Origin of the sequence: Mycobacterium sp. 3519A, assembly GCF_900240945.1 — a bacterium.
Taxonomy (GTDB): domain Bacteria; phylum Actinomycetota; class Actinomycetes; order Mycobacteriales; family Mycobacteriaceae; genus Mycobacterium.
Window position 1 is genome coordinate 335,600 of record NZ_OESG01000013.1, and the last position, 22,624, is coordinate 358,223.

Genomic DNA, 22,624 nt, shown 5'->3' on the forward strand with positions numbered 1-22,624 from the left:
GGCAGTCAAGCCGCGCGCCTATCCATCAACCTCGTCGGTTCGCTGCTGGGGACTGCTGCGGGGTGCAGTAGTGGCTCATGGTTGTCGCGCACACCACGGTAGCTCTGCAGATACCGATCAATCTGTTCGCGGCGCAGCGGTCGGGCCCAGATGTTCTCACCGGGGATGTCGATGCCGCTGTCGTTGGACTCCGTCCGCATGCGTGCGCCGACCCGGAAACCCACCACCGACGCGACCATCAACACGACCATGCTGGCGGCGAGGATGCCCGCCAACGCGCCTCCCGTCGCCGACGCGTAGACAAAACAATCCCAGCGCCACGAACACCAGCAGCAACAGCACGTATGCCACATTCGTCATCGAAACTTGGCGCAAAGCCTTCAACACCTCGATCACCTCTCCCACTCCGATACAAAACGCTACGCGTAGCGTAGCGCTACGCCTAGTGTAGCGTTTTTCTCGGCATGGTTATTCCGCCGTCGGCCGAGGAGGATCACAATGGCGCCGCGACAAGACGTCGACGACTCGATCGCCGACGCCACGCTTGCCCTCCTGCGCACCAAAGGCCCTCGGTCGGTGACCGTCGAGGCGGTGGCAGCGCGCTCGGGCATCGCCAAGACCACCATTTACCGCCGCTTCAGCGACCGCCGCGACATGCTCTCCGCTGCACTGTCGCAGGTCACCACTCCGGAACCGCTCCCCGAGCGGGCCGACCCGCCCGAGCGGCTGCGGTGGCTGATCAGACAAGCTGTCAAGACCGTCGAGGTCGGCATCGGCTACGGCGGGCTGGCCGCCTTGCTCACCGACGAGGATCCCGCGTTCACCAAGCTCTTCCGCCGCATCCTGGCCAAGCAACGCGCCGAACTGGAATCAGTGATAGATGCGGGGAAAGCCGACGGGTCGTTCCGCGCCGATGTCGACGCCGCCACCCTCGTCGACGCAGTCGTTGGCGCGCACATCGCCGAGCGCACCCGCACCGGACGAGTGACGACCGGATGGGAAAAGCGCTTGTTCGATCTCTTCTGGCCGACCGTGCGGACCTGACCCGTGGTCATGCCGTCGATCCCTCTGGGTCACATCGCGATTGGAGGTACTCGTTTCAGGACGACACGGCACAGCTACCGCGATCAGCGCGCACCGGGCCAGTCGCGCTTGGCCGGATGTCGAAATCGAAGATGGCAGTTGGCAAATACAACGAGCAGCATGCGTTCGGGATGTCAACAACGCCACTGACTCGGCCCTCGATCGGTGCCGCACCGAGCAGCAAGTACGCCTGCGCGCCGGAGTAGCCGAACTTCTCCAGGTATGCGACCGCATTCAGGCACGCGTTGCGATACGCCACCGTCGCGTCGTTGTACAACTGAGTATCGGTGCCGTGGTCAACGCCGATGCCGATGAACGTCAGGAACTCCGAATAGCGCGGTTCGACGTTGCCCGGCATCAAGATCGGATTCGTCGTGACCCCATACGTTTCCATTCCACCCTTGATCAAGTCGATGTGGAAGTCGATGAAGCCGCCCATCTCGATGGCGCCGCAGAAGGTGATCTCGCCATCGCCCTGGCTGAAGTGCAGGTCGCCGCCGGAGAACAAGGCACCCGGCACGTGGACTGGGTAGAACACCCGCGAGCCGCGAGTGAAGTTCTTGATGTCGTGATTGCCGCCGTTCTCCCGGGCGGGCACGGTGCGTGCGCCATCACGGGCGATCGCGGCCAGCGCTTCGCCAGTTGCGGTGCCGCCCAAGGTGTTTTCGTCCAAGGGCGGCAGCGCCAGCGGCGGCACCCGGGTCGGATCGGTGTCGATCAGCGCCTGCTCGCGGGCGTTCCACCTACCCAGCAGCTCAGGCGACGGCGCCGTGCCGAACAGCCCCGGGTGAGTGATGCCCGTGAGCTCCACTCCGGGGATGTGCCGCGAGGTGCACTTCTGGCCCGCGAAATCCCAAATAGCTTTGTACGCATCGGGGAAGTGGTCGGTGAGGAAGCCGCCTCCGTTGGCCTTCGCGAAGATGCCGGTGTAGCCCCAGCCCTGACCGGGCACGTCGCCGATCTCCTGCGGCACTGGACCAAGGTCGAGGATGTCGACGACCAGCAGATCACCCGGTTCGGCCCCCTCGACGTAGAGCGGCCCGGACAGCATGTGCGCATGCGTCAGGTCGACGTCGCGTACATCATTCGCGGAGTCGTTGTTGCCGATCTGGCCGTCGGTCCATTCGCGGCATTCGATTCGAACATGTTGTCCGGGACGGACATTGGCCGCTGGCGGAATGTCGGGGTGCCATCGGTTGTGACCGGGTACTGCCTGGTCGCGCATCGAGCGTGCCTGGTCAACCGAGAAGACGACGTCGGGCATGGCAACCTCCAGAGTCAGGGACGGGGCAGACGGGCGTGTCGAGGGTCGGACGTGATAGGGGTGGCCCGCCGCGAACGCCCAGGCACCGACGACACGACCTGCGGGGCGTCGGCGCTTCTCTCGCCGGCATCGTGTGCCCGGCGGACGTCCGTGTCGAGCGCACGCAACGCTGGCAACCCGAACACCCGGCGGGCGTCGTCGCCGCAACCGGGGCAGTCCGCCAGCGACCGTGCCTCGGCCATCGGTCTCACAAGGGTGAACGGGCCGCAGTCGCCGCATTGAAAGCTGTACGTCGGCAACGCCCACCTCCGGAGACGATTATGAAAGACCGGTGGCAGCGCTGCGGGCACCAGTCGTGATCGTAGCGACGCAACCTGAATGCTGCTTGGCAGCTGCTGTTGACTCACCTTGCGACGAGTCGGCGATATGACAGACACCGGCTGGGCGGCGGTGAAACGATTACTGACGTCGAGGGGCCAGTCCTATCGGCAGAGGGGAATCGGCAATGGTCACGACGCGCGCCGCAGCAGGGCAGTACCTCAAGGACGCCGGCGGCTTGAAGCTTGTCGTTTACGGAGCGGACGGGCACGAGGTCGCAGCGATGTTCGTACGCGGATCGGTGTCATACGACGAGGAGGAGTTCACCTTCATTGCGGTCTCTGAGGACGGCCTCCCGGCGGGAGAGCTATTCGTCGATGACACGGTCGCTTATGACGAGAACATAGACGCCTTCGTCATTCGCACCGCGCAATAGCAGCGGTCTGCGTCGGCTCGCAGCAAAGGCTTGTGCAACCGAATTGTCGTACCCCTCTGGGATAATGGTTCAGTGACGCAAACAATCACTGAACGCCTTCACATCGTCGAGGGGAGCGACTGGAAGGACGCGATAATCGCGCTCCTCGAGCCCGAGTCCCCGTACCGTCCCTGGCGCCATGGCTTCGGGGAAGCCCATGCCGGTGATCCCGTGGCAGTGCTGCTGAACACCGATCCCGTCTCGGTCCTGACCAGACTTGCGTACGTGGACGACGACGGCGACCCGGGCTGCGCGGTGGTTGATTCGCCGTCGCGGGCCGGCCTCGTCGACTTGACCACACTGGCAATGGTGCTCGGCTTGCAACACTTCCTGACGGATGTGTGGAAGTTGGAGGGGGACGCCGCGATCAAGATGGAACTCGCTTTGAACGAATGCATTTGTCGCGATAGCCCCAGAGACAGATTCGGCCACAGCTCGCTAGCCGCCGCTCGTACGTTGTTGAAGTCCGGGGGAGGCTGCGATGGATGCAACAGCGATATCGACCTGACCGGCCCAGGTGCGCGGGACAACGTCCATATCCGCACCGTCGATCCACATCGTCGACCGGACCCGACGCCACCGATCGTGACGCGGACAGATGATTCTCAGTCTCTATCGTCCATCCGCTATCGACCGTCGTTGCGAGTCCAGGCCACCGACTGGCCGGCTGTCCTGTGCCGCGAATGCCACGAACGTATGCGGGCTGGCGAGTATCGAAGCTTCCTCGACTTTCGGTTCGAACAGCATCCGGCATGCCCGCAATGCGGTGCCGGCCGTACCCGCAGCACGTTCTATGGAATGCCTTCCGCGCCTTGGAATATCCCGCCGTGGCTGAATGCGGCTGGGTGTTGCGTGTCCGACGAGTCGTGGTATTGCGACGCCTGCCACCACAAGTGGTGATCTACAGACGTTCAGGTCTGTAGGCCCAGGCGCCGCGTGGCACGCTCCCGAAGTGCCCGACGCTGCGATTCGGATTCCGGGCAGCGCTCGTGAGCCTTGCGCGTCCCGGCGCGCAACTCGGCGATTCGACCGATCGTGGTGTCGTAGTCCAATCCGCCGTCGATCAACAGACAGCCGACGACGGTAGTGGTTCGGCCTTTCCCGCCCCAGCAATGGAGGTAAACGGTTCTGCCGTCGTCGATTTCGCTTCTGATGAAGCCAACGATGCCGTCGTAGCCGGCCTGGTCGAGGACCCCCATGTCGGGAATCGGATGAGCGTAATGACGTAATTCGCGCCCGATCGATTCGCGCACCGCCGGCAGTGCCTCTTGATACGGCTCGAGGCCATCCTCGGGTCTCGTCAGGTCGATGATCGTGTCGATGCCGGCATCGGCGAGTAGCCGCAGCTTCTTCGCAGTCTGCTCAGGCGTCCGCGCGCCGGGGTATTCGCCTGCAAGCAGACGCCGTGGTTCGACCCACCACGCGTGCAGGACGTCGTCGTGTGGCCATGATGCGGTCTTATCCATTGAATCGCTCGGCGATCATGCGGTTGGAGTCGTGAATGCGACCATGGCTCACCAGGCGGACGTCTAACCCTGCATGGTCGACGGACTCCAGCGCGCGCACAATCGCGTCGTCAATCCACTTGTCCGCGTTGCCGAATGCTCCACCGCCGACGCGCGTCAGCAGCACGATGTTCGACCCGCCCGCTGACGACTGCTCGACCGCCGTAAGCAGGGTCGCCTCGTATGCGGCTTCCAGTACCAGCCGGGCGAACGCCTCCCATGCCGTCGACGGACCACTCCCGTACGCGACCGGCAACGCCGAGCAGAACGCCTGTGACACAAGGCGTCGCGCGTCCACGCGAACATCAGTCACTTCGACGTCGCGGTGCAACCCGACCGCAAGCCGCGCTCGCAGCTGGTCGCGCAGGCCATCGTCCGCGTCTGCGAGCAGGCGGGTGATCGCATCCAAACCGTGTGCCGTGCACAACGCGTAGCCGTTGCGCATCTGCCACAGCTCCGACACCGGCAGTCCCAGCTCAGCAGACAACGCCTCGCCCACGCCAGCCAAGGCGTTGATCTGGCGCTGCCGTGTCTGGCCGATTTCACCGTCGACGGGCGCGAAGTAATTGCGGTAGATCGTCGCGGCGCCCGCCGCGATGGCGCACGCCGGACCCTGCGTGTGGTCCTCGCTATACCGCGTCACGCCGTCCTCCGGAGCGACGCTCGGTCCTGTCATCTCCAGCAGATTGAATTGGGACGCGACCTGGAACAGCGCCCCCACGAGCCCGGGGTCGGCGTGCATGGCCCGCGCTTCGCCGGTGACGCACCGGACAGTCGTGCGTCCATCGGTCGGAACGTCGACGCGGCCACGCAAATCGTTCAACGTTGGCACTTCAAGCGTGCCGATGCCATACCGTTTCCCGTTCACCGTGGAGACCAGCTCGTCGCCCTCGACGAGAAGCTGCTCGCGAGTGGCGTCGTAGCTGGTTTCCCGGAACCCCGTGAGCTCGGTGAACCAATCAGACTGCATGGCAGCCATGTTCGCATGGGCCACCGACACCGAAGGCGTTAACCGGCGTCGACAGAAGTTGTCGGACCGCTGGCGCACAATCACTGCACCAGGGACGGGAAGTGGGGGCCATGAGCAGGCGGCGATACAGGTCGGGAAGCAGCGGCGGTGGGTTCGCCGGCGTGATCGGTGTGCTGTTCATCGTCGGCCTGATCATCAAGTTCATCTGGTGGATCCTCGGCGCGGCAGCCCTCGTCGGCCTGTTCTTCCTCGTGCGCGCAATGGTTCGTGCGCACGCCCGCCAGCACGCCGCCCTGGCCCAACGCATGAACGAACTGGCCGCGCGCGCCGACCAGCAGCACAACTGGGTGATGCAAGGCGATGACCGTGGGATCTACGGTCCGCAGGGCGCGGATTTGATGCACTACATCCGGCAACCTGACCAGTTCCCGATGCAACCGCACTAGCGCATCGGCAACATCGCGTGCTACCGGCCGACGCGGCCGCCGCGTTCACCGAGGCATTGGGCCGTTAGCTTCCAAAGGCCTTGCCGGTCGGGGATCCGGACGATCACCGAACTGCTCCAAAGATCCTTTTTCGATGTCTCAGGAGTTCGCTTGGAGCACACCTCCATCTCGTCCGCTCGCGGCCAGCTGGTGGGGCATTAGTTATCCACGAATACTCGAGCCCAGAAAGGTGCCCATCAGTGAGCCACATGATCACTTCGCCTTGGTATTCCGCACTATTGGGTACGAAGGCTTGTGCTGGAAACGGCCCTTCGGTAGATCAGTGCCGTCCTTTTTGTTCGACACTTTTACCGCCACCATGGCGTCGCGCCCTCGAGGTCGGCAACCTGTACGCCACTGCGACGAACGTCCGCGCGCGAGAGAATTGAACGGATAACGTCGGCCTCTTCGGACGACATTGCCCGCCAGCTTGTTTGGTCCTTCATAGGATGAAACGCCGTACCAATCTTGATCAAGCCGTCGCAGTCAACGAATCCTCATTGGTCGTCCGAATTCGACTGCGGCTTCCAGATGGCTAGCTTGCCGCCCGGTGCGCTAACGACCAGCGCACCGCCCGGGCCCGAAACGCTCCACGCCTCATAGTCTGGGTCAGGCTCGACCGTGAGACGCGCGCCGCCCTCGAAGGTCAAGTGCAGAGCTCCCACGTCGTCGGCCGTCGCGTCTTCGATCGTGCGATCAACCAGCTGGCGCAACACCCGCAGGGCTTCGTCGCGATCTTCTTCTGGTGACAGCGAGAAGCTGTCTCCATCGATGTCCAACCTGAACGGCGATTCGATCACGATGAAATACACATCAGAAAGGTCCATTCTGACGGTGTACTCAATCAGCACCGACTGCAGACTCTTCCCGCGTATTCCTAAATCCATCACGGCCAGCCTCTCGGTATCGGGAACGAACCGTCGGGGTTACGAGGTATGTGCGTCTCCGCGCGTGTGCCGGGCTTCCCATCGAGGTTGATGGGTTGATTGTGTTCGTTCGTGAACCTTACGTATCCGTAGGGGGAGCGCGGGTCTGCACCTGGCTCCATGATTCGTATCGAATTGCTATTTCCGACCGCCCCCGGCTGCTGGTACACCGTTCCCATGCCGTTGTCGGCTGGTCGGGCTATCCAACCGGGAGGGACGCCAGGCGGCGGTAGTGCGGATCCCGCCGCCAGCGGCGCCGGGATGTCGGCCCTGCTGGCGATCGGCGGGCAGGGGACCATCGGATTGCCGAGCGCTGTCAGTGCGTCGCCGACGGATGTGTGGTACTGCTTGGCCGTCTCTTCGGCCTTCGCGACCAGCTCGGCATAACGAGACGTCGCCTGTCGGTACTCGATCATGCCGATGGCCGGTGACACAGCCACCAGCGCCGCCGCCTCCATCACGTCTGATTCGGCGTCGCTGAACTCATCCGGAGTGGGGCAGTCCTGCTTCGCGGTGTCGAAAGCGCGCGCCACCGCCTCCGCTGCAACCGAAAGCCGCTCCGCCCACGCTGCCGCCGAGTCCAGATACTTCGCGTGGTCCATGATGTTGTTCTCGGCTTTGTCGCCGCTGGACCAATGTTCATTGACCTTCGCGCCCACCGACCGCGTGTCATCCGCGGTGCGGGTGATGTCTTGGCTGTTGTGGTGCCACGCCCGCGAGAAGTCGCGCAGGTCAGATGGACCCGGACCTGAATGCAAATCGGCGGAGAACTGCTCGCCTCCGATCGACGGCAGCGCAGGCAGCTCCGGAATGCTCGCGATCGGCGGTTGATGCGGCACCGGCGGCAGCGCCGGCATCTGCGGCGGGCCCGACGAGCTGATCGGCGGCGCACTGGTCTTGTCGACCCGATGGATCGACGTCGCGCCTGCCTCGTCCGTGAGCTCGAATACCACTGCCGCCGACTTGATGACCCCGCCGCCGTACTCTCGGACTCGGGTCGCGTACTCCAGGATGTCAATCAGTGCTAGCTCGTGCTCGTTCAGCGCCCTCGCCGCGCCAAGCGACGTCGAATCAGCACCTGGCGGAGCGCAGTTCGACTTCTTGACTGGCTTTCCCAGCGACTCCAGGCGTCCGCCGTCGGCGTTGAGCGCATCGATGTCGACCTCGAGGACCGGCGCCATATCGTCGGATCCCTCCGAAACGTCGACGGCGCAGCACGCCGGTTACTCGCCAAGGACTAGCCAGAAATCACGTTAGTGCCCGCTACGGGTAGCCCGGCGCACCAAATCTGACGCCTCCAAGAAATCGCCAAGCGCTCCGCCGCACGCTTGCCGGCATGAAGCTGATCGCGCTGTCCCTGCTGGCGGTTCCCGTGCTCGCGGGCTGTTCGGCCACGCGGACGACCCCCGCTGCACCGGCTCCGACTGTCACCGTCACGGCCGTCGCCCCTTCGGCGTCGTCGCCTGCGCCGGCCGTACCCGCCGCCCCGGTGACCGTCACCGTCACTACGCCCGCCCCTGCGCCGCTGAGCGCCCCCGGCCAGTGCACCGACGACGACCTCGTCGTCACCAACGGACCGCTGGAGTCTGCCAACACCCAGCGTCACGTGGTCCTGTCCTTCACGAACACGTCGCCACATTCCTGCACCCTCGTCGGCTATCCGGGCGCGGACCTCGTCACCCCCGCCGGAGGTGTCCTGATCAATGTGCCGCGACGCCAGGCCAACGCTGCGCACCACCTCACACTCAACACAGGTGACGTCGCTACCGCGGACATCACCGCCTACGCGGTCGACACCTCGACCGGAAACGACTGCCCGCGCTGGGGCAACTTGGTCGTCACTCCGCCCAACGGATTCGTCTCACACCCGATGAGCGTCGACGTACCCATCTGCAACGCCAGCATCAGCACGGTGGACTGATCCCCCGAAAGTTGCTGCGGCAGCGACAAAGTCGCCCAGAGGTGGGCACTTGGTGTAGTGGTCCGCCGCTCACCTTATCGAGAACAGGGTCAGCTTCGGCGGCGTCGTGACGGTGGCTTCTGCTGGTCGCAGCGATCAGGCCGCGCGTCGATGCATCAGCTGCGTCGGTTCGCTGCCGGAGGCTGCGACGGCCTGCAGCAGTTGTTCATGGTTGTCCCGGGCACCGCGGTAGCTCTGCATATAGCGGTCGATCTGCTCACGCCGCAGCGGTTGTGCCCAGATGTTCTCGCCGGGGATCGCGATGCCGCTGTCGTTGGATTCCGCCCGCTTGCGCGCGCCGATGCGGAAGCCCGCGACCGACGCGACCATCAACACCACCATGCCAGCCGCGATGATGCCGGCCGGCGCGCCTCCGGTCGCCAGCGCGTAGACGAACATCCCCAACGCCACGAACACCAGCAGAAGCAGCACGTACGCCACATACGTCATCGAAACCCGTCGCAATGCCTTCAACACCTCGATCACCTCTCCATCCTAAATAAAACGCTACGTGTAGCGTATCGCTACGTCTAGTGTAGCGTTTCTGCGGCCGCGGTTATTCCGCCGTCAGCCGGTCGAGGAGGATCAACATGGCGCAGCGCCCAGACGTCGACGACGCCATCGCCGACGCCACCCTGGAGCTCCTGCGCACCAAAGGGCCCCGCGCGGTGACCGTCGAAGCCGTCACCGCGCGCTCGGGCATCGCCAAGACCACGATCTACCGCCGGCACAGCGACCGCCGCGACATGCTGGCCGCCGCGCTGTCCCGGGTCACCACCCCCGACCCGCTCCCTGCAGACGCCGACCCGCCCGAGCGGCTGCGCTGGCTGATCAAAGAAGCCATCAAGACCATCGAGGTCGGCATCGGCTACGGCGGCCTTGCCGCCCTGCTCACCGACGAGGACCCCGCCTTCACCAAACTCTTCCGCCGCATCCTCGCCAAACAGCGCACCGAACTGGAATCAGTGATCAACACCGGCAAGGCCGACGGAACCTTCCGCGCCGACGTCGACGCCGCCACCCTCGTCGACGCCGTGGTCGGCGCACACATCGCCGAACGCACCCGCACCGGCAAGGTCGCGACCGGAGGGGAGAAGCGCCTCTTCGATCTCTTCTGGCCGATCGTGCGGACCTGAGCCGCGACTGCTGCTCCGCACACCGCATTCCGAGACGAGATCGCCTCCGCCTGTACGTGCTTCAGATACCGATGACCACGCAAAATGGTCACGCAACCATAGCCCTGGCATCCGGACAGCTGTCAAGGCTCGATGTTGCAAAACCCTGCCACTTTGTCGCGGGCTTTTCGTTAACTTGACCGAAGAAGCTGCGAAGGTGACTCATTTCGCCCCCGGGGGGAGTGGCAATGACAGAGCAGTCCGCGAAGCCGCGTGCGACACGAGCCGAGCTTGCGATTTCCAAAGGGTGGGTGCAGGGCGTGGCCCTGGTCATGGTCTTCGGGTTCCTGATCATGGGCGTGCTGGCCGCGCGAACCTATACAGCGTCGATGCCGCTGCCACAGCGGGTGGTCGGCCCGGACGGCCAGACGCTGTTCACCGAACAGCAGATCACTGCGGGACAGCAGATCTTCCTGCGTCGCGGCCTGCAGGAATACGGCTCGGTGATGGGGCACGGCGGCTACCTCGGGCCGGACTACACCGCCGAGTACCTTCGATTGTCGGCCGACAGCGTCGGTCAGCAGCTGCGCGACTCCGGATCGCAGGACCCGACGGCCGCCGTCGTGCAGATGATGCGCACCAACCGCTACGACAAGGCCACCGGGACCCTGCAGTTCACCGCCGAGCAAGTCGCCGCGTTCGACAAGATCCGCGCGTACTACGCCGACTACTTCGGCACGAACTCGACCGAACACGGGCTGATCCCGCAAGTCATCACCGATCCGCAGGAAATCCGTGACCTCACCGCGTTTTTCAGCTGGACCGCCTGGGCCAGCGCAGCGCAGCGCGAGGGCCACCGGTACTCCTACACCAACAACTGGCCGCCGGAACAACGCGTCAACAACGCGCCGACCGCCGACATCCTGGTCTGGTCGGCGATGTCGCTCATCGCGCTGCTGGCCGGGTTGGGCGCACTCTTCGCCCTCTACGGTCGGTGGAGCCGCAAAATCGGTTGGCACGCAACGGAAACCCCGACGCTGGCCTTCCGTCAACCGGGCGAGGTGGAGATCACCCCCTCCCAGAAGGCGACCGCGTGGTTCTTCCTCATCGTCGCCGTGCTCTTCCTCGGTCAGACGGTGCTGGGCGGCCTCATCGAGCACTACCGCGCCGAGCTGAGCAACTTTTTCGGATTCGACATGGCGCAGGTCCTCCCGTTCAACCTGGCGCGCACCTGGCACGTGCAGCTGTCACTGCTGTGGACGGCCGCGTCCTTCCTCGCCGCAGGGATCTTCCTCGCGCCCATCATCTCCGGCCGCGAACCGCGGCGGCAGTCCTGGCTTACCTACGGCCTGCTCGGCGCGCTGTTCGTCGTCGTCGCCGGCACCTTGACGGGAACGGCGTTGAGCACCTTCGGTGTCAGCTGGGCGAAGGGCTCCATCTTCTTCGACCAGCAGTGGGAATACCTCGACCTGCCGAGGTTCTGGCAGATCCTGCTCGTCATCGGGCTGTTCCTGTGGATCGCGATCATCTACCGGGCGATCCGCTCCCGGCTGAAAACCGAGAGCAAGCTGAACATGCCGTGGCTGTTCTTCTACGCCGGACTGGCCATCCCGGCGTTCTACGCCGTCGGCATGCTCGCCGGCACCCAGACCCATCTGACTGTCGCCGAGTTCTGGCGCTTCTGGGTGGTGCACCTGTGGGTCGAGGACTTCCTCGAGTTGTTCACGACCGTGATGGTCGCCTACATCTTCGTGATGCTCGGTGTGGTGCGCCGCAGGATCGCCATCCAACTGATCTTCCTCGACGTCATCTTGTACTCGGCCGGCGGCGTGATCGGCACGATGCACCATCTCTACTTTTCCGGCACACCGGTGGAACACATGGCGTTGGGCGCGTTCTTCTCGGCGATGGAAGTCATCCCGCTGACCTTCCTCACCGTCGAGGCGTGGACGTTCCTGCAACTGGGCTCGCGGCAGCAGTCGCGCAGCAGCGCACCGTTCCCGCATCGGTGGGCGGTGATGTTCCTTGTCGCCGTTGGCTTCTGGAACTTCGTCGGCGCAGGCATCTTCGGCTTCCTGATCAACCTGCCGATCGTGTCCTACTACCAGATCGGCACGGCGCTCACCGCCAACCACGCACACGGCGCGATGATGGGTGTCTACGGCATGCTCGCCGTCGGTCTGGCGATGTTCGCGCTGCGCTACATCATTCCGCCGCAACGCTGGCCGGAGAAACTGGCCAAGCTGTCCTTCTGGTCGCTCAACATCGGCCTGGCGTGGATGGTCTTCGCCACCCTGCTGCCACTGGGCGTCCTGCAGTTGTGGCACTCCGTCAACGACGGCTACTACGAAGCCCGCACGCTGGGCTATATCACCCAGCGCGGCAACGTCGTACTGGAGTGGCTGCGCATGCCCGGCGACTTCCTGATGATCCTCGGCGGCGTGCTGCCGTTCCTCTGGATCGCTTGGCTGGGTGTGCGATACGGAATCAAGGCGACCACCCACACGATGCCTGCCGAGACACTGTTCGTCGAGGAACACGCCCACGCGGAGGAAGACCGGACCGGACTCGCGGTGACGGGCGGCGGCGGGTCATCTCGCTACGCCTCGGACCGCCGGACACTGGTCGACGACGGCGACACACCGGAGCGCAGTCCGTGACCGCGGGCATCGCGATCGACACCTGGCTGACGATCGGATACGCCGCCTTGCTCGTGGCGATCGCGTACGGCATCGACACGTTCGCCCGCCGCGCCGCGGCGAAGGTGGAGCAACATCGGGCGGGCGGGTTCGTCTACCACGAGGACCACGACGCGTGGCGGTGCCCGCAGGATCAGTGGTTGTGGCCCAAGTCTTTTGATCCCGATAACCGGGTCATGCGCTACCGCGGCAGCCCGACGGTCTGCAACGCCTGCCCGGTCAAGCAGACGTGCACCACCTCCAATGACGGCCGCGAGGTGAGCCGGGCGATCGACAGCTGGCCCGCATCGGAGGCGGCCCGCTTCCACCGCGGTATCGCCTGCGTCGTCAGCGCCATCGCCGTCATCTGGCCGCTGGCCATGTCACTCGCCGCCGATACCGTGCCGGAGACGCTCCTACTGCTGGGATGCGCCGCCGCGGTCGGTGTGGTTTCGCTGCCGCTCTGGTCGCACCTGCGCCGCACCCCCGCGGTACCGCCCGGGGTGGTGTTTCAGTCGCTCGACGAGAACATCGAGGAGCGAAAGCGGTTGGCTGAAGCGGAAGTCCGTCGTCGTTCTTCGTATGCGTCCGATCGACGGGAGGCGCGCTGATGGGTCCGTTCACGGTAGTCGTTGTTCTTCTCGTCGCACTGGTCGTCGCCTTGGTGATCGCTTCGATGCGCATCATCAAGGAATACGAACGCGGTGTCGCGTTCCGCCTCGGTCGACTGCGCGGGCCGTTGGGCCCGGGCATCGTCGTCGTGCTGCCGGGCATCGACAAGCTCGTGCGTGTCGACCTGCGCACGGTGACATTGACCATTCCGCCGCAGGAGGTCATCACCCGCGACAACGTGACCGCGCGGGTCAACGCCGTCGTGCTGTTCCGGGTGACCGACCCGACGAAATCAGTGATGGCGGTGGAGAATTTCGCGGTCGCCACGTCTCAGATCGCGCAGACCACGCTGCGTTCGGTGGTCGGGCGCGCGGACTTGGACACCTTGCTCGCGCACCGCGCCGATCTCAACGAGGACCTGGCCGCATCGATCGCGAGCCAGACGGAACCGTGGGGGATCAAGGTCGAGGTCGTCGAGATCAAGGATGTCGAGATTCCGGAGATGATGCAGCGGGCGATGGCCCGAGAGGCCGAGGCGGAGCGGGAGCGACGCGCCAAGGTGATCAGCGCCCGTGGCGAGTTGCAGGCGTCAGCGGAATTGCGCGACGCCGCAATGACACTCAGCGAGAGTCCGGCGTCGCTGCAACTGCGTTATCTGCAAACCCTGCTCGAACTTGGCGCCGACCAGAACTCGACCGTCGTTTTCCCGCTTCCAATGGACATCGTGGGCCCGTTCCTCGAGGGCTTGCGGGCCAACTCGACAGACGGCCCGGACAGCGGCGGCGACGCCGTCCCCCACATCAGGAGTGTGAAATCCGATGACTAGCGCAGCATCCGATCCGGTCCCCGTCGATGATGACGCCCCTGGAGTCGGTCGCCCCGTCGTCCTCGAGCCGACCCCGCCGGGGATGTGGCGGGCGCTGCTGGGGTTGGCGGTCGCTGTGTTAGCGCCGTTGGGGGGCTTCCTCGTTGGCGGTGCCTTCGGCGCCGGAACGATCGGCGAATCGATCGACCCGATGTTCATCTCGCTGTTCGTCGGCATTCTGATCGGCGGCGTGGGCGTGCTCGTCGCGCTGTCCGGCGGAGCCCGGCTGTGGCGGCACTTCCATCGGAGGGATGGGGTCGAGTACTAATCCGGTATGGCCATCAAGACCACTGAGACGCCGCGCCTTGCCAACCGTGCCGAACGCCGCGTGCCGGCGGGGTCATCGGTGATTTCGGCAGCCAAACTGGCGCACGTAGCAGCTAGCCACTCCAGGCCGACGGGATCAAACCTGACCGATGACTCCACCCTGGTAAGTGTAGGTCGACGCCGCTGGTGCCCTGACGGCAATTTTGTGAGGAGTGTTCTCTTCGGCTGTTGATAGGGTTCGCTTATAGCTTTTGGACCGTCGCCACAGGTTTGTATGGAGTCGCATGACCATAATCCGGGCCGAGCTCGCTTCGGAGTTCAGGGGCGAAGCTGTGGTGTTGTTGGCCATGGATGGGACCGGGGTATCTACTTTTCTCACTGCATTGAAGACGGCCGAACAGCAAGGAGCATTTGAGCTGGAGCACGGCGGAATAACGCACCAATTCGTCATACAAGACGATTCAGCTGATGTTGAGTTGCGCGATGAGCGCATGGTGTGGCGCCTCAACCAGATCAAAGCAGCCGAAATCATCGATGATCTGACAGTGCTGAACAACAATGATGGCCCCTGCCACGACTACGTCGACATCTCGTCGCCAACGGATACGCTTGTTCTTTCCCGCGACGAGTATGTTCACGGCGTTCAGCCGCCACGATCGCGTCCGTAGGCAACGTCTCCTCGGGCTCGCAATTCAGTTTACGTCGGCACTTCGAGAGTTCGGATGCCGTAGCGCATGCCGTTCACCGTGGAGCCTAGCTCCGCCTCCTCGACAACGAGATTCTCGCGAGCAACTGCATAGCTTGCTTCTCGACAGTTCGAAGATTCAATCAGACTGATTGGCAAGCATATTCGCATAGGCCACCAGTACGCGGAGTTCGTCGGCGAACGATCTTCGCGGCTCATCTAGCCGTAGTGATCACTACTACTCGGTCTCGAGAAGCTTCTCGCCGTCGAGTTGCCGCGCTACACGGACACGACGATCGCCGATCCCTACAAGCTGCGCGACGGGCTCGCCGATATCCGGCGACGGCTTCGCCGTCAATCGTGGTGAGTGGAGGCCCGACGTCGGCTGTGTCGCCGCCGCGGTGATGGCCGGTGACGGCTTTGAGTGTCAACATCCCGATCACCCGCCGGACCGACGAATCCGAGGCCGCGTTCGGCGCGTTCGGCGTCGCGGTGACTGAGGCGGCGGGCAGGCTCGGCTATCCGTTGCTGTGGGTACTTGCTGAACCGGCTCTGCAACCGAGCGCAGATGAGCCGGGAAGCGGCGATATGTCGTACCCGCATGCGATGATCGGGGCGTGAACGGATACGACATCATCGGCGATGTGCACGGTTGCGCGGCTCCCCTCGAGGATTTGCTGATTTACCTCGGGTACCGGCCCGACGGTCGGACCGGCGCCTACCGGCATCCCACCCGTCGCGCGGTGTTCGTGGGCGACCTTGTCGACCGCGGCCTGGAGCAGCGTCGCGTGCTCGAACTCGTCAAGCCGATGGTGGACGGCGCAAGCGCCTACATCGTGATGGGCAATCACGAGTTCAACGCCATCGGCTATGCCACGGAGGATCCGCGCACGGCTGGTGACTACCTACGCAAGCACAGTGAGAAGAACACCAAGCAACATCGGGTATTCCTCGATCAGCTCGGCGACGCTGAACGGGCCCACTACGTCGAGTGGTTCAAGACGCTGCCGCTGTGGCTGGACCTGGGCGACCTTCGCGTGGTGCACGCGTGTTGGCATCCTCAGTCGATCGAAGTCGTTGAGCGCGAACTCGGTTCGAACCGGTTCAGCTCCGCGTCTCAGTTCGTCAGGGCATCGACAAAAGACAACCGGCTCCACGACGCCGTCGAAGTGCTTCTCAAGGGGCCCGAGATCGACCTGACTCAACATGGCCAGCCACCGTTCAGGGATTGGGGTGGCTTCCTGCGCAACGAGGCACGCGTGCGCTGGTGGGACGACGCCGCTGCGTCATTGCGTGACATCGCCGAGTTGGGCGGCGACTTCACCACGGAGCAGCCGTATCCGGCGCTGCCCGAAACGGCGGTGCCCGAGGACTATCGGTCCTTCGTGTACACCGACGACGTACCGGTGTTCTACGGACATTACTGGCGCGACGGATCGCCGACGCACCGACAGGACTGGACGAGGCGCACCGCATGCGTCGATTTCAGCGTCGCCAAGCCAGGCGGGGTGTTGGTGGCTTACCGCTGGTCAGGCGAATCCGAGATACGTGCGGAGAACTACGTGCGAGCGCGATAGGGACTTGACAACTACAAGGGGGGTACTAGATGAGTCATCGTTTTGCGGTGTTTCCCGCTGGTGCGGCCGACTCGATCGAAGCGGCGAACAATCTGGTGGCGGCGATGTGCGCCGAGAGCGTCGGTGAGCCACCGTCGACCGTCGCGGAGTTGGTGGAGGCACTGACCGAGTGCGGTGAAGAGGTCTGCTGGGTCGAGCGTCCGGCGGACTCCCGCGGCGTGTTCGTCGAAACAAGGCAGCCGGAAGACGGCTTGCTGAATTATCTGCTATTGGAAACCAAGGACCGTGGCCTCGCTGTCTACGACCTCGAACTGTTCCGTCTCTACGATCCCCGCGGACGCGTCGACATCGACGTCGTGCTTCAGGGTGACGTCGCATTGCCTTACCTGACACCAACGCTGTTGCGGGACCTCGTCCTGCGACCAACGTGGCCTCGGCCGGACGACTCGTTCTTCATCGTCGAGCGAGGCGAGGAGCAGTACGTCCAGGTCTATCGCGAAGCGGACGGGTCCTACACACTCGAGCACCGCGACGGCGGGGCCGACGCCCACTTCAAGTACCGCTTGACCGACGTCTCGCTGGTCGCAGATGTGATGTGGGCGTGGGTAACTGACGACTCGCGCTGGCGCACTGCCGTGGCGTGGACTCCGTTGCAGATCGCAGAAACGGATGACCAGGATTCGTGGCGGCCAGCCGCCGGGACCTTCCATATCGACGAAAACTCCGACCGGGAGCTGACGTTCGATGACACCGACGGCGAACCATTCCTGGCCTACCATGCCGGCAACCCGGACAATGAGAAGGACGCCGATGGTCGACTGATTCCGCTCGGCTTCGACGATGTCGACGAAGCGGCGGCCAAAGCCAAGGACCACCTGGACCCGCCCGGCACGAAGGCGCCGCGTCATATCAACCTTCGCAGCGAGCATCGAGACGACGGCAGTTGGCTCAACCTCGACGCCACTCTGGGCGACGACGGGTCGCTTCATATCAACGGGCAAGACTTCGGCCCGGTGACTCGGATGATCAGTTCGGACGGCGAGTACGAGTACTTCTACACGATCGCCGCCGCGAACGTGCCCGCACTGGTGGCCGCGCTCGGTGGAGAACCGGGGACGGACGTCATCGACATGCTGGCACAGCGCTACAGCGGCGACGCATCGTACCAACTCGAGCGTGAAATTCGTTCCAGCGGTGTCGATTACCGGTTCACCAACTATTGCTGAGATCGGTAGGACACGATGACGAGTATCGAGACGGTTCACATCGTCGAGGGTCGACCATGGAAGGATGCGTTGATCAGTGTCCTGGAGCCCCGGTCGCCTTACCGGGCCTGGCATGCCGCGACGGACATCTCGAGCGGCGAACCGGTCATCGGAGTTCTCGACACGGATCCGCCGGCGCTGCTCGCGTCGGTCGGCATCGTCGGACTGGACGGCGATGTAGGTCAAGCGTTCGGCAGGATTGACGATCTCGATCGCAGCGGTCTGCTCGAACTCGGCACCTTGAACTCGTTGGGGGACTGGACTGTCCGTCCAGGGGCCCACACGGTCTATTACCACGACTCGTATGAAGATTTCGTGGACACGATTGACGGCTACCGCTGGCGGGCGGATGAGTCGCTATTCGGCGCGACGTCGCTCGCCGCGGCGCGCATCGTGCTCAATTCCGGCGGCAGCTGTGCGGGCTGCAGACGGCGAATCGATCTGACAGGAGAGGATGCGCGCGACCGTGTGCACCTACACACCGTGGCGCGTCGCCTGTCAGAGGCTCCCGCTGATTGGCCTGCTGCGCTGTGCGATTCCTGCCATGACCGCATGCGCCGAGACGGGTTGACCAGTTTCGTCGACTTGCGGTTCGCGCTGAACCCCCGCTGTCCTTCTTGTTCTGCTCAACGCTCGATGTCGACGATGTACGGGATGCCGGCCGGACCGGTCGAACAACCATGGATCGCGGCGATGGGCTGCTGCGTTGAACCATGGGATTGGGTTTGCGCCGAATGCGGCCACCAATGGTGACGTCGCGGCAATGAAGGTCTTTAGTCGCGTTTTTGGTGCCGTGGGTGGGCGCGGTACTCCATGGATTGTTCGCGCCGCAACGGCCAACGCTTTCCCGTCTGATAAGCCGCCAGGTAGAGGACTGCGAACACGCCGACGGTGACAACGGCCGCGGCGACGAACTGCACGCGTTGACCCCGGGCAATTCCATAGCCCCAACTTGCGTCGCCGAACCCGGTTGTGACAGAGAAGAATACGATGAACACCACGCCTATGGCCGCGACCCACCACTCGCCTTCTCCGGACGCAAATGCGTATATGTTGCCCGTCGAAATGACGAGCAGCATTATGAGCAACCACCACGCCTTCGTGGCTGTGAGCAATCCGCTGTAGGCGTCAGGAGCCGGGTCGTAGTCCCGTTCATCAGCGGCGGTTGCGGCAGCCTGCGCGGAGTTGTCGTCGGGGTCAGGTCTGCTGTCCTGCACGGTGAGCGCGTAGATCCTGCCACCAATCTTGATGTACGGAGTGTAGGCGTACGCAACCACGGCCATTACGGCTAAGAAGAACGCTCCCATCCCAGCCGCTTTTCCGGAGTCCGGGTAGAAGGCGAAAAACGCTGCGACAGCACCCAGACATGCACAGCCCCAATAGATGCGCCGCTGTAAGCTGCGGCCGTACTTGACGTATTGCTGAGCCACGGCACCTACTACGCAAGCGACGAGGAGCACAAAGAAGACGTTCGACACGGTGTTACTTGCCCATCATCCAAGTCACAAGTTTGTCTCCTCCGAAACCACCACTAAGCGCGCCGAGGAAACCGAAGATGAGTGTGCCTTCGGGTCCAATCAAGGAACCCCAGGCCGCACCTGCCAGAAGCCCACCGCCCATCGCTCCTAACGTACGGCCGCCAAACTTCGCACTCTCTTCGAGTGCTGGAGCGCCGTGGAGCACATCGTTGAGCGTGAGCAGTCCGTCCACAGCGGTGCCGGCTATGCTGAGTTTGGTGCCGAATCCCTTGAGCGCCTCGACATCAGCGTTCGACCATACGGGCGCCGTACCCCAATGGCGTCCGCCAGGCAGTGCGTCCGCGTGGGCTTTCACGCCTTCGCCCAGTGCGCTGGCCTGAGTAGCGAGACCTGCTGTCGCATCCCTGATCACCTGCCCAGGGGATCTGCCGTTTCGGATTTGATCGACCGCCTGCTGAGTCCCTTGCGCCGACACACCTGCGTTCTGCAGCTGGGCTGCGAATTGGCGTAACACCATGCCGCGCCCATCGGCTTCCCACTGGTTTAGTAGTTGGGTGGCCTGGTCAGGCGTCAATGGTGGCTTGCCGGGCAAGGCGTTTGGCGACTCCAGCCGCTGTTGCATCTGCAGTCTCGCCTGGGCACGGGTGCGTGCGTCACCACCGAGAACGGTGTCGGTTGGCAATGGTCCCGAGAACTGCGACATTCGGTAATCATTCAGGCGTTCCCCGGCATAGCGGACTTTGTCGACATCGGCCGTGGGTTTGTTGATCGTCGCGAAATCGCGCAGGCGTCCGGCAGCGGCCTGCTTGTCTGGCGTCCGCGGGCCGGGCGAGTTGACCAACGATTCGTCGGTCGCGCGCTGCGCTGCCCCGTATCTTTCGGCCTCGGCATGCGCCTGATCATTCGCCGATACGCCACCTTCGCCGTCGGCGGCTGCTGTTGCGTCGGGTGTGTAGCCTTCGGCGGCCATCACAAGTCGTGACGCGTCGAGTTGTTGCGAATAGGCGTCACGGACTGCCTGCACCTCGTGCAGTCCGTGTGTGGTTGCGTCGATCGCAGCCCGTTTCAGATCAGACCAGTGCGCGTCCTCGCTGTTGGCAGCAGCAATAGCGATGGCGCGGTCGATTTGGTCGTCAAGCGCTTGCAGCTTGGTTTCTAGATTAGCGATCGAGATGTCTCCGCTGCGCTGCGCTTCGGCCAGAGATGCCGAAATGTTCTGCAAGTCAACGCCGATTCGCGTCATCTGTTCCTTGGTGAGGTGCAGTGAATTCGTCGCCCTGCGTACTTCATCGGAATCGTTGATGGGATGATCTCCGCCGTCCTGGCGGTCCCAAGCCGTCTCGAAACGCTGCTTGGCGGCGTTGAATTCGTCGTCCGTCTCCTGCGCGCACACGCCAGCTTCGTAAAACGCGCTCGCAAGTTCACTGATCGCGCCGGGTGATCCGCTCTGGATCGCCTTGTTCAGCTGCCAGGGATCGCAGCCCGCAGCGCCAACGAGTTCACCAATATCGAGATGCCTCAGTAGGACTGACATACGGGCTCAGCTGACGTCGCGGCGTGCCGACTCCACCGCCGAACCGCAAGATTCGTCCTGCTTCGTGAAGATCGCGGCAGCGCACGCAGCCTTGTCAGCCAATGACTCGAGCTCCGTGCGGTGGCCCTTCATCGTGGTGATGTGGGTGTCGTGAGCCCGGCAGAGTGCTTGATGGAACGCGTGTGCGACTTCGAAGTCGCCAAAGATGCCGGCTGTCGGCTGTGTCGACGCGAGCTTCTCGGCCGCGCGTTGAGCGATGGTCCCCGCACTTTGGGAGAAGTCAGCTCCCATGCGAAGCAAATCGGTATCGACGAACATCAGACCCCTCGATTCATTGATATCGACTATATCGAGGGCCAGCAGCACTACGACGCACGAATTTCGGCTAGGCGCAGCATGGGTAGCACACCACCATGGAGAACTCAGCAAAGCGTGGACCTGCGTCGACGGTCGGTGTCATGGCCTCGGCACGACGGAAGTGGGGGCCATGAGCAGGCGCAGATCCAGGTCAGGCGGCGACGGCAGTGGCATCCTCGGCGTGCTGTTCATCCTCGGGGTGATCATCAAGTTCATCTGGTGGATCATCGGCGCGGCAGCCCTCATCGGGTTGTTCTTCCTCATCCGCGCCTTGGTCCGCGCCGATGCCCGCCGACGCGCCGCGTTGGACCAACAGCGACGCGAACTCGCCGCACGTGCCGACCTACAGCACAACTGGGTGATGCAGGGCGATGATCGCGGAGTCTACGGTCCCGAAGGTGCAGAGCTGATGCGCTACATCGAACGTCCTGCGGGGCTGGGCCGGCCGGGTGCACGAAGCGCGCCAGGAGGCAGTTAATGGCTTTTCAGCGTTACGCCGACGTCGGTAAACACGTCGCGAACCGAATCGACGAAAGACTTGTCGAGGTGGCGTCGCGACGTCGCCATGTGCCGCCAGACGAACTCGAAGGGCTGGTCTTCGGGTGTGCCGAATCCGCCGCGCAGACAGTCGGCCAGTGCGTCGAGATTGCGCCCGAAATACCCGCCGGGGCCGTTGACAGCGCGCCCGATCTCGCGATAGAAGTCGTTGGCCGACTTGATCTTTCGGCCGTCGATCTCGTACACCACAGGCTTGTTCGTCATCGTCCTCCTGCGTCGGTGATCAGACAGAACGAGTCGTAGTGATCGCCGGTGTAGAAGTACTGCGAGGGACTGGTTAACGGAAGTCCGCCAGTGACAATGCGTTTCGTCGATCGGTTGTCCGCTCCCGGCGAGATGACGGTGTACTCGTGGTAGTAGCCCTTGGCACGGTCGGGCAGATGCCCTTCGCGGTTGCCGAACACGACGCCGTCGTTGCGTGGGAACGGGAACGGACCACCAGAGTGAATCGCCCGCACCGTCTCGGCCGCTTCGCGAGGCAGCGTCGCAATCGGGCATGTCGGCACCCCGCCCGTCGACGTCGGCTGCGGGTCGGCTGAGTTCGTCCGCAGCAGCGCCCAACCGCCAACCGCGACGGCCAGCACGAGGAGCGCGATGATCGCGATCCTGCGACGACTTATCGTCATGTACTTACCCGGTCGCGACTG

29 protein-coding genes are annotated in these 22,624 nt (G+C 63.8%); 16 read left to right on the forward strand and 13 right to left on the reverse strand.

All coding sequences use genetic code 11. The features are described 5' to 3' along the window. Nucleotides 1-5: 5 nt before the first annotated feature. Nucleotides 6-275 (reverse strand): hypothetical protein, encoded by a 270-nt coding sequence (locus tag C1A30_RS09490; protein ID WP_235009791.1) that lies wholly within the window; start codon nt 273-275, stop codon nt 6-8. A gap of 223 nt (nt 276-498) precedes the next feature. Between C1A30_RS09490 and C1A30_RS09495 the strand changes: the two genes are divergently transcribed. Next, nucleotides 499-1,044 carry a TetR/AcrR family transcriptional regulator gene (locus C1A30_RS09495; protein WP_101948014.1) on the forward strand — a complete coding sequence of 182 codons (546 nt, stop codon included), beginning with the start codon at nt 499-501 and terminating at the stop codon, nt 1,042-1,044. 55 nt (nt 1,045-1,099) lie between these two features. On the opposite strand, the gene fmdA is transcribed toward C1A30_RS09495, so the two are convergent. Continuing rightward, complete coding sequence (fmdA, locus tag C1A30_RS09500) at nt 1,100-2,347, reverse strand: formamidase (protein WP_101948015.1); 1,248 nt, start codon at nt 2,345-2,347, stop codon at nt 1,100-1,102. Between the two features lie 14 nt (nt 2,348-2,361). After that, nucleotides 2,362-2,784, reverse strand: a complete 423-nt coding sequence (locus tag C1A30_RS09505; RefSeq protein ID WP_369974110.1) for an FmdB family zinc ribbon protein — start codon at nt 2,782-2,784, stop codon at nt 2,362-2,364. A gap of 68 nt (nt 2,785-2,852) precedes the next feature. Here C1A30_RS09505 and C1A30_RS09510 point away from each other — a divergent pair, with 68 nt between their 5' ends. Together C1A30_RS09510 and C1A30_RS09515 are read left to right on the forward strand one after the other, a co-directional pair. Continuing rightward, the gene (locus C1A30_RS09510; protein ID WP_101948017.1) at nt 2,853-3,101 is read left to right on the forward strand and encodes a hypothetical protein; all 249 of its coding nucleotides are present in this window, start codon (nt 2,853-2,855) and stop codon (nt 3,099-3,101) included. A 72-nt stretch (nt 3,102-3,173) separates the two neighbouring features. Further along, entirely contained in the window at nt 3,174-4,040 is an 867-nt protein-coding gene (locus C1A30_RS09515) for a hypothetical protein (RefSeq protein ID WP_101948018.1), read from the forward strand. A gap of 11 nt (nt 4,041-4,051) precedes the next feature. On the opposite strand, the gene C1A30_RS35370 is transcribed toward C1A30_RS09515, so the two are convergent. Then, entirely contained in the window at nt 4,052-4,606 is a 555-nt protein-coding gene (locus tag C1A30_RS35370) for a serine/threonine protein phosphatase (protein ID WP_142392577.1), read from the reverse strand. After that, on the reverse strand, nt 4,599-5,615 hold the full coding sequence (locus C1A30_RS09525; protein WP_101950088.1) for a hypothetical protein: 1,017 nt from the start codon (nt 5,613-5,615) through the stop codon (nt 4,599-4,601). The genes C1A30_RS35370 and C1A30_RS09525 overlap by 8 nt, the downstream gene beginning before the upstream one ends. 110 nt (nt 5,616-5,725) lie before the next feature. Between C1A30_RS09525 and C1A30_RS09530 the strand changes: the two genes are divergently transcribed. Then, entirely contained in the window at nt 5,726-6,061 is a 336-nt protein-coding gene (locus C1A30_RS09530) for a hypothetical protein (protein WP_101948019.1), read from the forward strand. A gap of 536 nt (nt 6,062-6,597) precedes the next feature. Here C1A30_RS09530 and C1A30_RS09535 read toward each other — a convergent pair. Both C1A30_RS09535 and C1A30_RS09540 read right to left on the reverse strand, forming a co-directional pair. After that, entirely contained in the window at nt 6,598-6,987 is a 390-nt protein-coding gene (locus C1A30_RS09535) for a DUF6188 family protein (protein ID WP_101948020.1), read from the reverse strand. Beyond that, nucleotides 6,987-8,207, reverse strand: a complete 1,221-nt coding sequence (locus C1A30_RS09540; RefSeq protein WP_101948021.1) for a PPE domain-containing protein — start codon at nt 8,205-8,207, stop codon at nt 6,987-6,989. Before C1A30_RS09540 ends, C1A30_RS09535 begins: the two co-directional genes overlap by 1 nt. Nucleotides 8,208-8,362: 155 nt before the next feature. Here C1A30_RS09540 and C1A30_RS09545 point away from each other — a divergent pair, with 155 nt between their 5' ends. Continuing rightward, nucleotides 8,363-8,947, forward strand: coding sequence for a DUF4232 domain-containing protein (locus C1A30_RS09545; protein WP_101948022.1), 585 nt, complete (start codon nt 8,363-8,365; stop codon nt 8,945-8,947). A gap of 135 nt (nt 8,948-9,082) precedes the next feature. Here the strand turns inward: C1A30_RS09545 and C1A30_RS09550 are convergent, their stop codons facing one another. Then, the gene (locus C1A30_RS09550) at nt 9,083-9,472 is read right to left on the reverse strand and encodes a hypothetical protein (RefSeq protein ID WP_369974111.1); all 390 of its coding nucleotides are present in this window, start codon (nt 9,470-9,472) and stop codon (nt 9,083-9,085) included. Between the two features lie 104 nt (nt 9,473-9,576). Here C1A30_RS09550 and C1A30_RS09555 point away from each other — a divergent pair, with 104 nt between their 5' ends. From C1A30_RS09555 to C1A30_RS09600, 10 genes are all read left to right on the forward strand, one after another. Then, nucleotides 9,577-10,122, forward strand: a complete 546-nt coding sequence (locus tag C1A30_RS09555) for a TetR/AcrR family transcriptional regulator (protein WP_101948023.1) — start codon at nt 9,577-9,579, stop codon at nt 10,120-10,122. Between the two features lie 227 nt (nt 10,123-10,349). Further along, nucleotides 10,350-12,761 (forward strand): nitric-oxide reductase large subunit, encoded by a 2,412-nt coding sequence (locus C1A30_RS09560; RefSeq protein WP_101948024.1) that lies wholly within the window; start codon nt 10,350-10,352, stop codon nt 12,759-12,761. Beyond that, a complete protein-coding gene (locus C1A30_RS09565) occupies nt 12,758-13,390 on the forward strand; it encodes a hypothetical protein (RefSeq protein ID WP_101948025.1) in 633 nt (210 codons plus the stop codon). The genes C1A30_RS09560 and C1A30_RS09565 overlap by 4 nt, the downstream gene beginning before the upstream one ends. Then, nucleotides 13,390-14,217, forward strand: coding sequence for a slipin family protein (locus tag C1A30_RS09570; protein WP_101948026.1), 828 nt, complete (start codon nt 13,390-13,392; stop codon nt 14,215-14,217). The genes C1A30_RS09565 and C1A30_RS09570 overlap by 1 nt, the downstream gene beginning before the upstream one ends. Further along, the gene (locus C1A30_RS09575; protein WP_101948027.1) at nt 14,210-14,524 is read left to right on the forward strand and encodes a hypothetical protein; all 315 of its coding nucleotides are present in this window, start codon (nt 14,210-14,212) and stop codon (nt 14,522-14,524) included. Before C1A30_RS09570 ends, C1A30_RS09575 begins: the two co-directional genes overlap by 8 nt. Nucleotides 14,525-14,807: 283 nt before the next feature. After that, entirely contained in the window at nt 14,808-15,191 is a 384-nt protein-coding gene (locus C1A30_RS09580; protein WP_101948028.1) for a hypothetical protein, read from the forward strand. A gap of 428 nt (nt 15,192-15,619) precedes the next feature. Then, a complete protein-coding gene (locus C1A30_RS09585; RefSeq protein WP_101948029.1) occupies nt 15,620-15,829 on the forward strand; it encodes a hypothetical protein in 210 nt (69 codons plus the stop codon). After that, nucleotides 15,826-16,785 carry a metallophosphoesterase gene (locus C1A30_RS09590; protein ID WP_101948030.1) on the forward strand — a complete coding sequence of 320 codons (960 nt, stop codon included), beginning with the start codon at nt 15,826-15,828 and terminating at the stop codon, nt 16,783-16,785. Before C1A30_RS09585 ends, C1A30_RS09590 begins: the two co-directional genes overlap by 4 nt. A 29-nt stretch (nt 16,786-16,814) precedes the next feature. Next, on the forward strand, nt 16,815-18,011 hold the full coding sequence (locus C1A30_RS09595) for a hypothetical protein (RefSeq protein ID WP_142392578.1): 1,197 nt from the start codon (nt 16,815-16,817) through the stop codon (nt 18,009-18,011). 15 nt (nt 18,012-18,026) lie between these two features. Further along, nucleotides 18,027-18,803 (forward strand): hypothetical protein, encoded by a 777-nt coding sequence (locus C1A30_RS09600; RefSeq protein ID WP_101948032.1) that lies wholly within the window; start codon nt 18,027-18,029, stop codon nt 18,801-18,803. Between the two features lie 20 nt (nt 18,804-18,823). On the opposite strand, the gene C1A30_RS09605 is transcribed toward C1A30_RS09600, so the two are convergent. Genes C1A30_RS09605 through C1A30_RS09615 form a run of 3 tightly spaced genes read right to left on the reverse strand, consistent with a single transcriptional unit; the run spans nt 18,824 to nt 21,428 of the window. Continuing rightward, nucleotides 18,824-19,528 carry a hypothetical protein gene (locus C1A30_RS09605; RefSeq protein ID WP_235009797.1) on the reverse strand — a complete coding sequence of 235 codons (705 nt, stop codon included), beginning with the start codon at nt 19,526-19,528 and terminating at the stop codon, nt 18,824-18,826. A gap of 4 nt (nt 19,529-19,532) precedes the next feature. Next, complete coding sequence (locus C1A30_RS09610; RefSeq protein ID WP_101948033.1) at nt 19,533-21,062, reverse strand: hypothetical protein; 1,530 nt, start codon at nt 21,060-21,062, stop codon at nt 19,533-19,535. A 6-nt stretch (nt 21,063-21,068) separates the two neighbouring features. Continuing rightward, nucleotides 21,069-21,428 (reverse strand): DUF2563 family protein, encoded by a 360-nt coding sequence (locus C1A30_RS09615; RefSeq protein ID WP_101948034.1) that lies wholly within the window; start codon nt 21,426-21,428, stop codon nt 21,069-21,071. Between the two features lie 121 nt (nt 21,429-21,549). Here C1A30_RS09615 and C1A30_RS09620 point away from each other — a divergent pair, with 121 nt between their 5' ends. Further along, nucleotides 21,550-21,897 carry a hypothetical protein gene (locus tag C1A30_RS09620; RefSeq protein ID WP_235009799.1) on the forward strand — a complete coding sequence of 116 codons (348 nt, stop codon included), beginning with the start codon at nt 21,550-21,552 and terminating at the stop codon, nt 21,895-21,897. Here C1A30_RS09620 and C1A30_RS09625 read toward each other — a convergent pair. Together C1A30_RS09625 and C1A30_RS09630 are read right to left on the reverse strand one after the other, a co-directional pair. Beyond that, nucleotides 21,894-22,181 (reverse strand): barstar family protein, encoded by a 288-nt coding sequence (locus tag C1A30_RS09625; protein ID WP_101948035.1) that lies wholly within the window; start codon nt 22,179-22,181, stop codon nt 21,894-21,896. The genes C1A30_RS09620 and C1A30_RS09625 overlap by 4 nt on opposite strands. Beyond that, complete coding sequence (locus tag C1A30_RS09630; RefSeq protein ID WP_235010039.1) at nt 22,178-22,597, reverse strand: ribonuclease domain-containing protein; 420 nt, start codon at nt 22,595-22,597, stop codon at nt 22,178-22,180. The genes C1A30_RS09625 and C1A30_RS09630 overlap by 4 nt, the downstream gene beginning before the upstream one ends. Between the last annotated feature and the right edge of the window lie 27 nt (nt 22,598-22,624).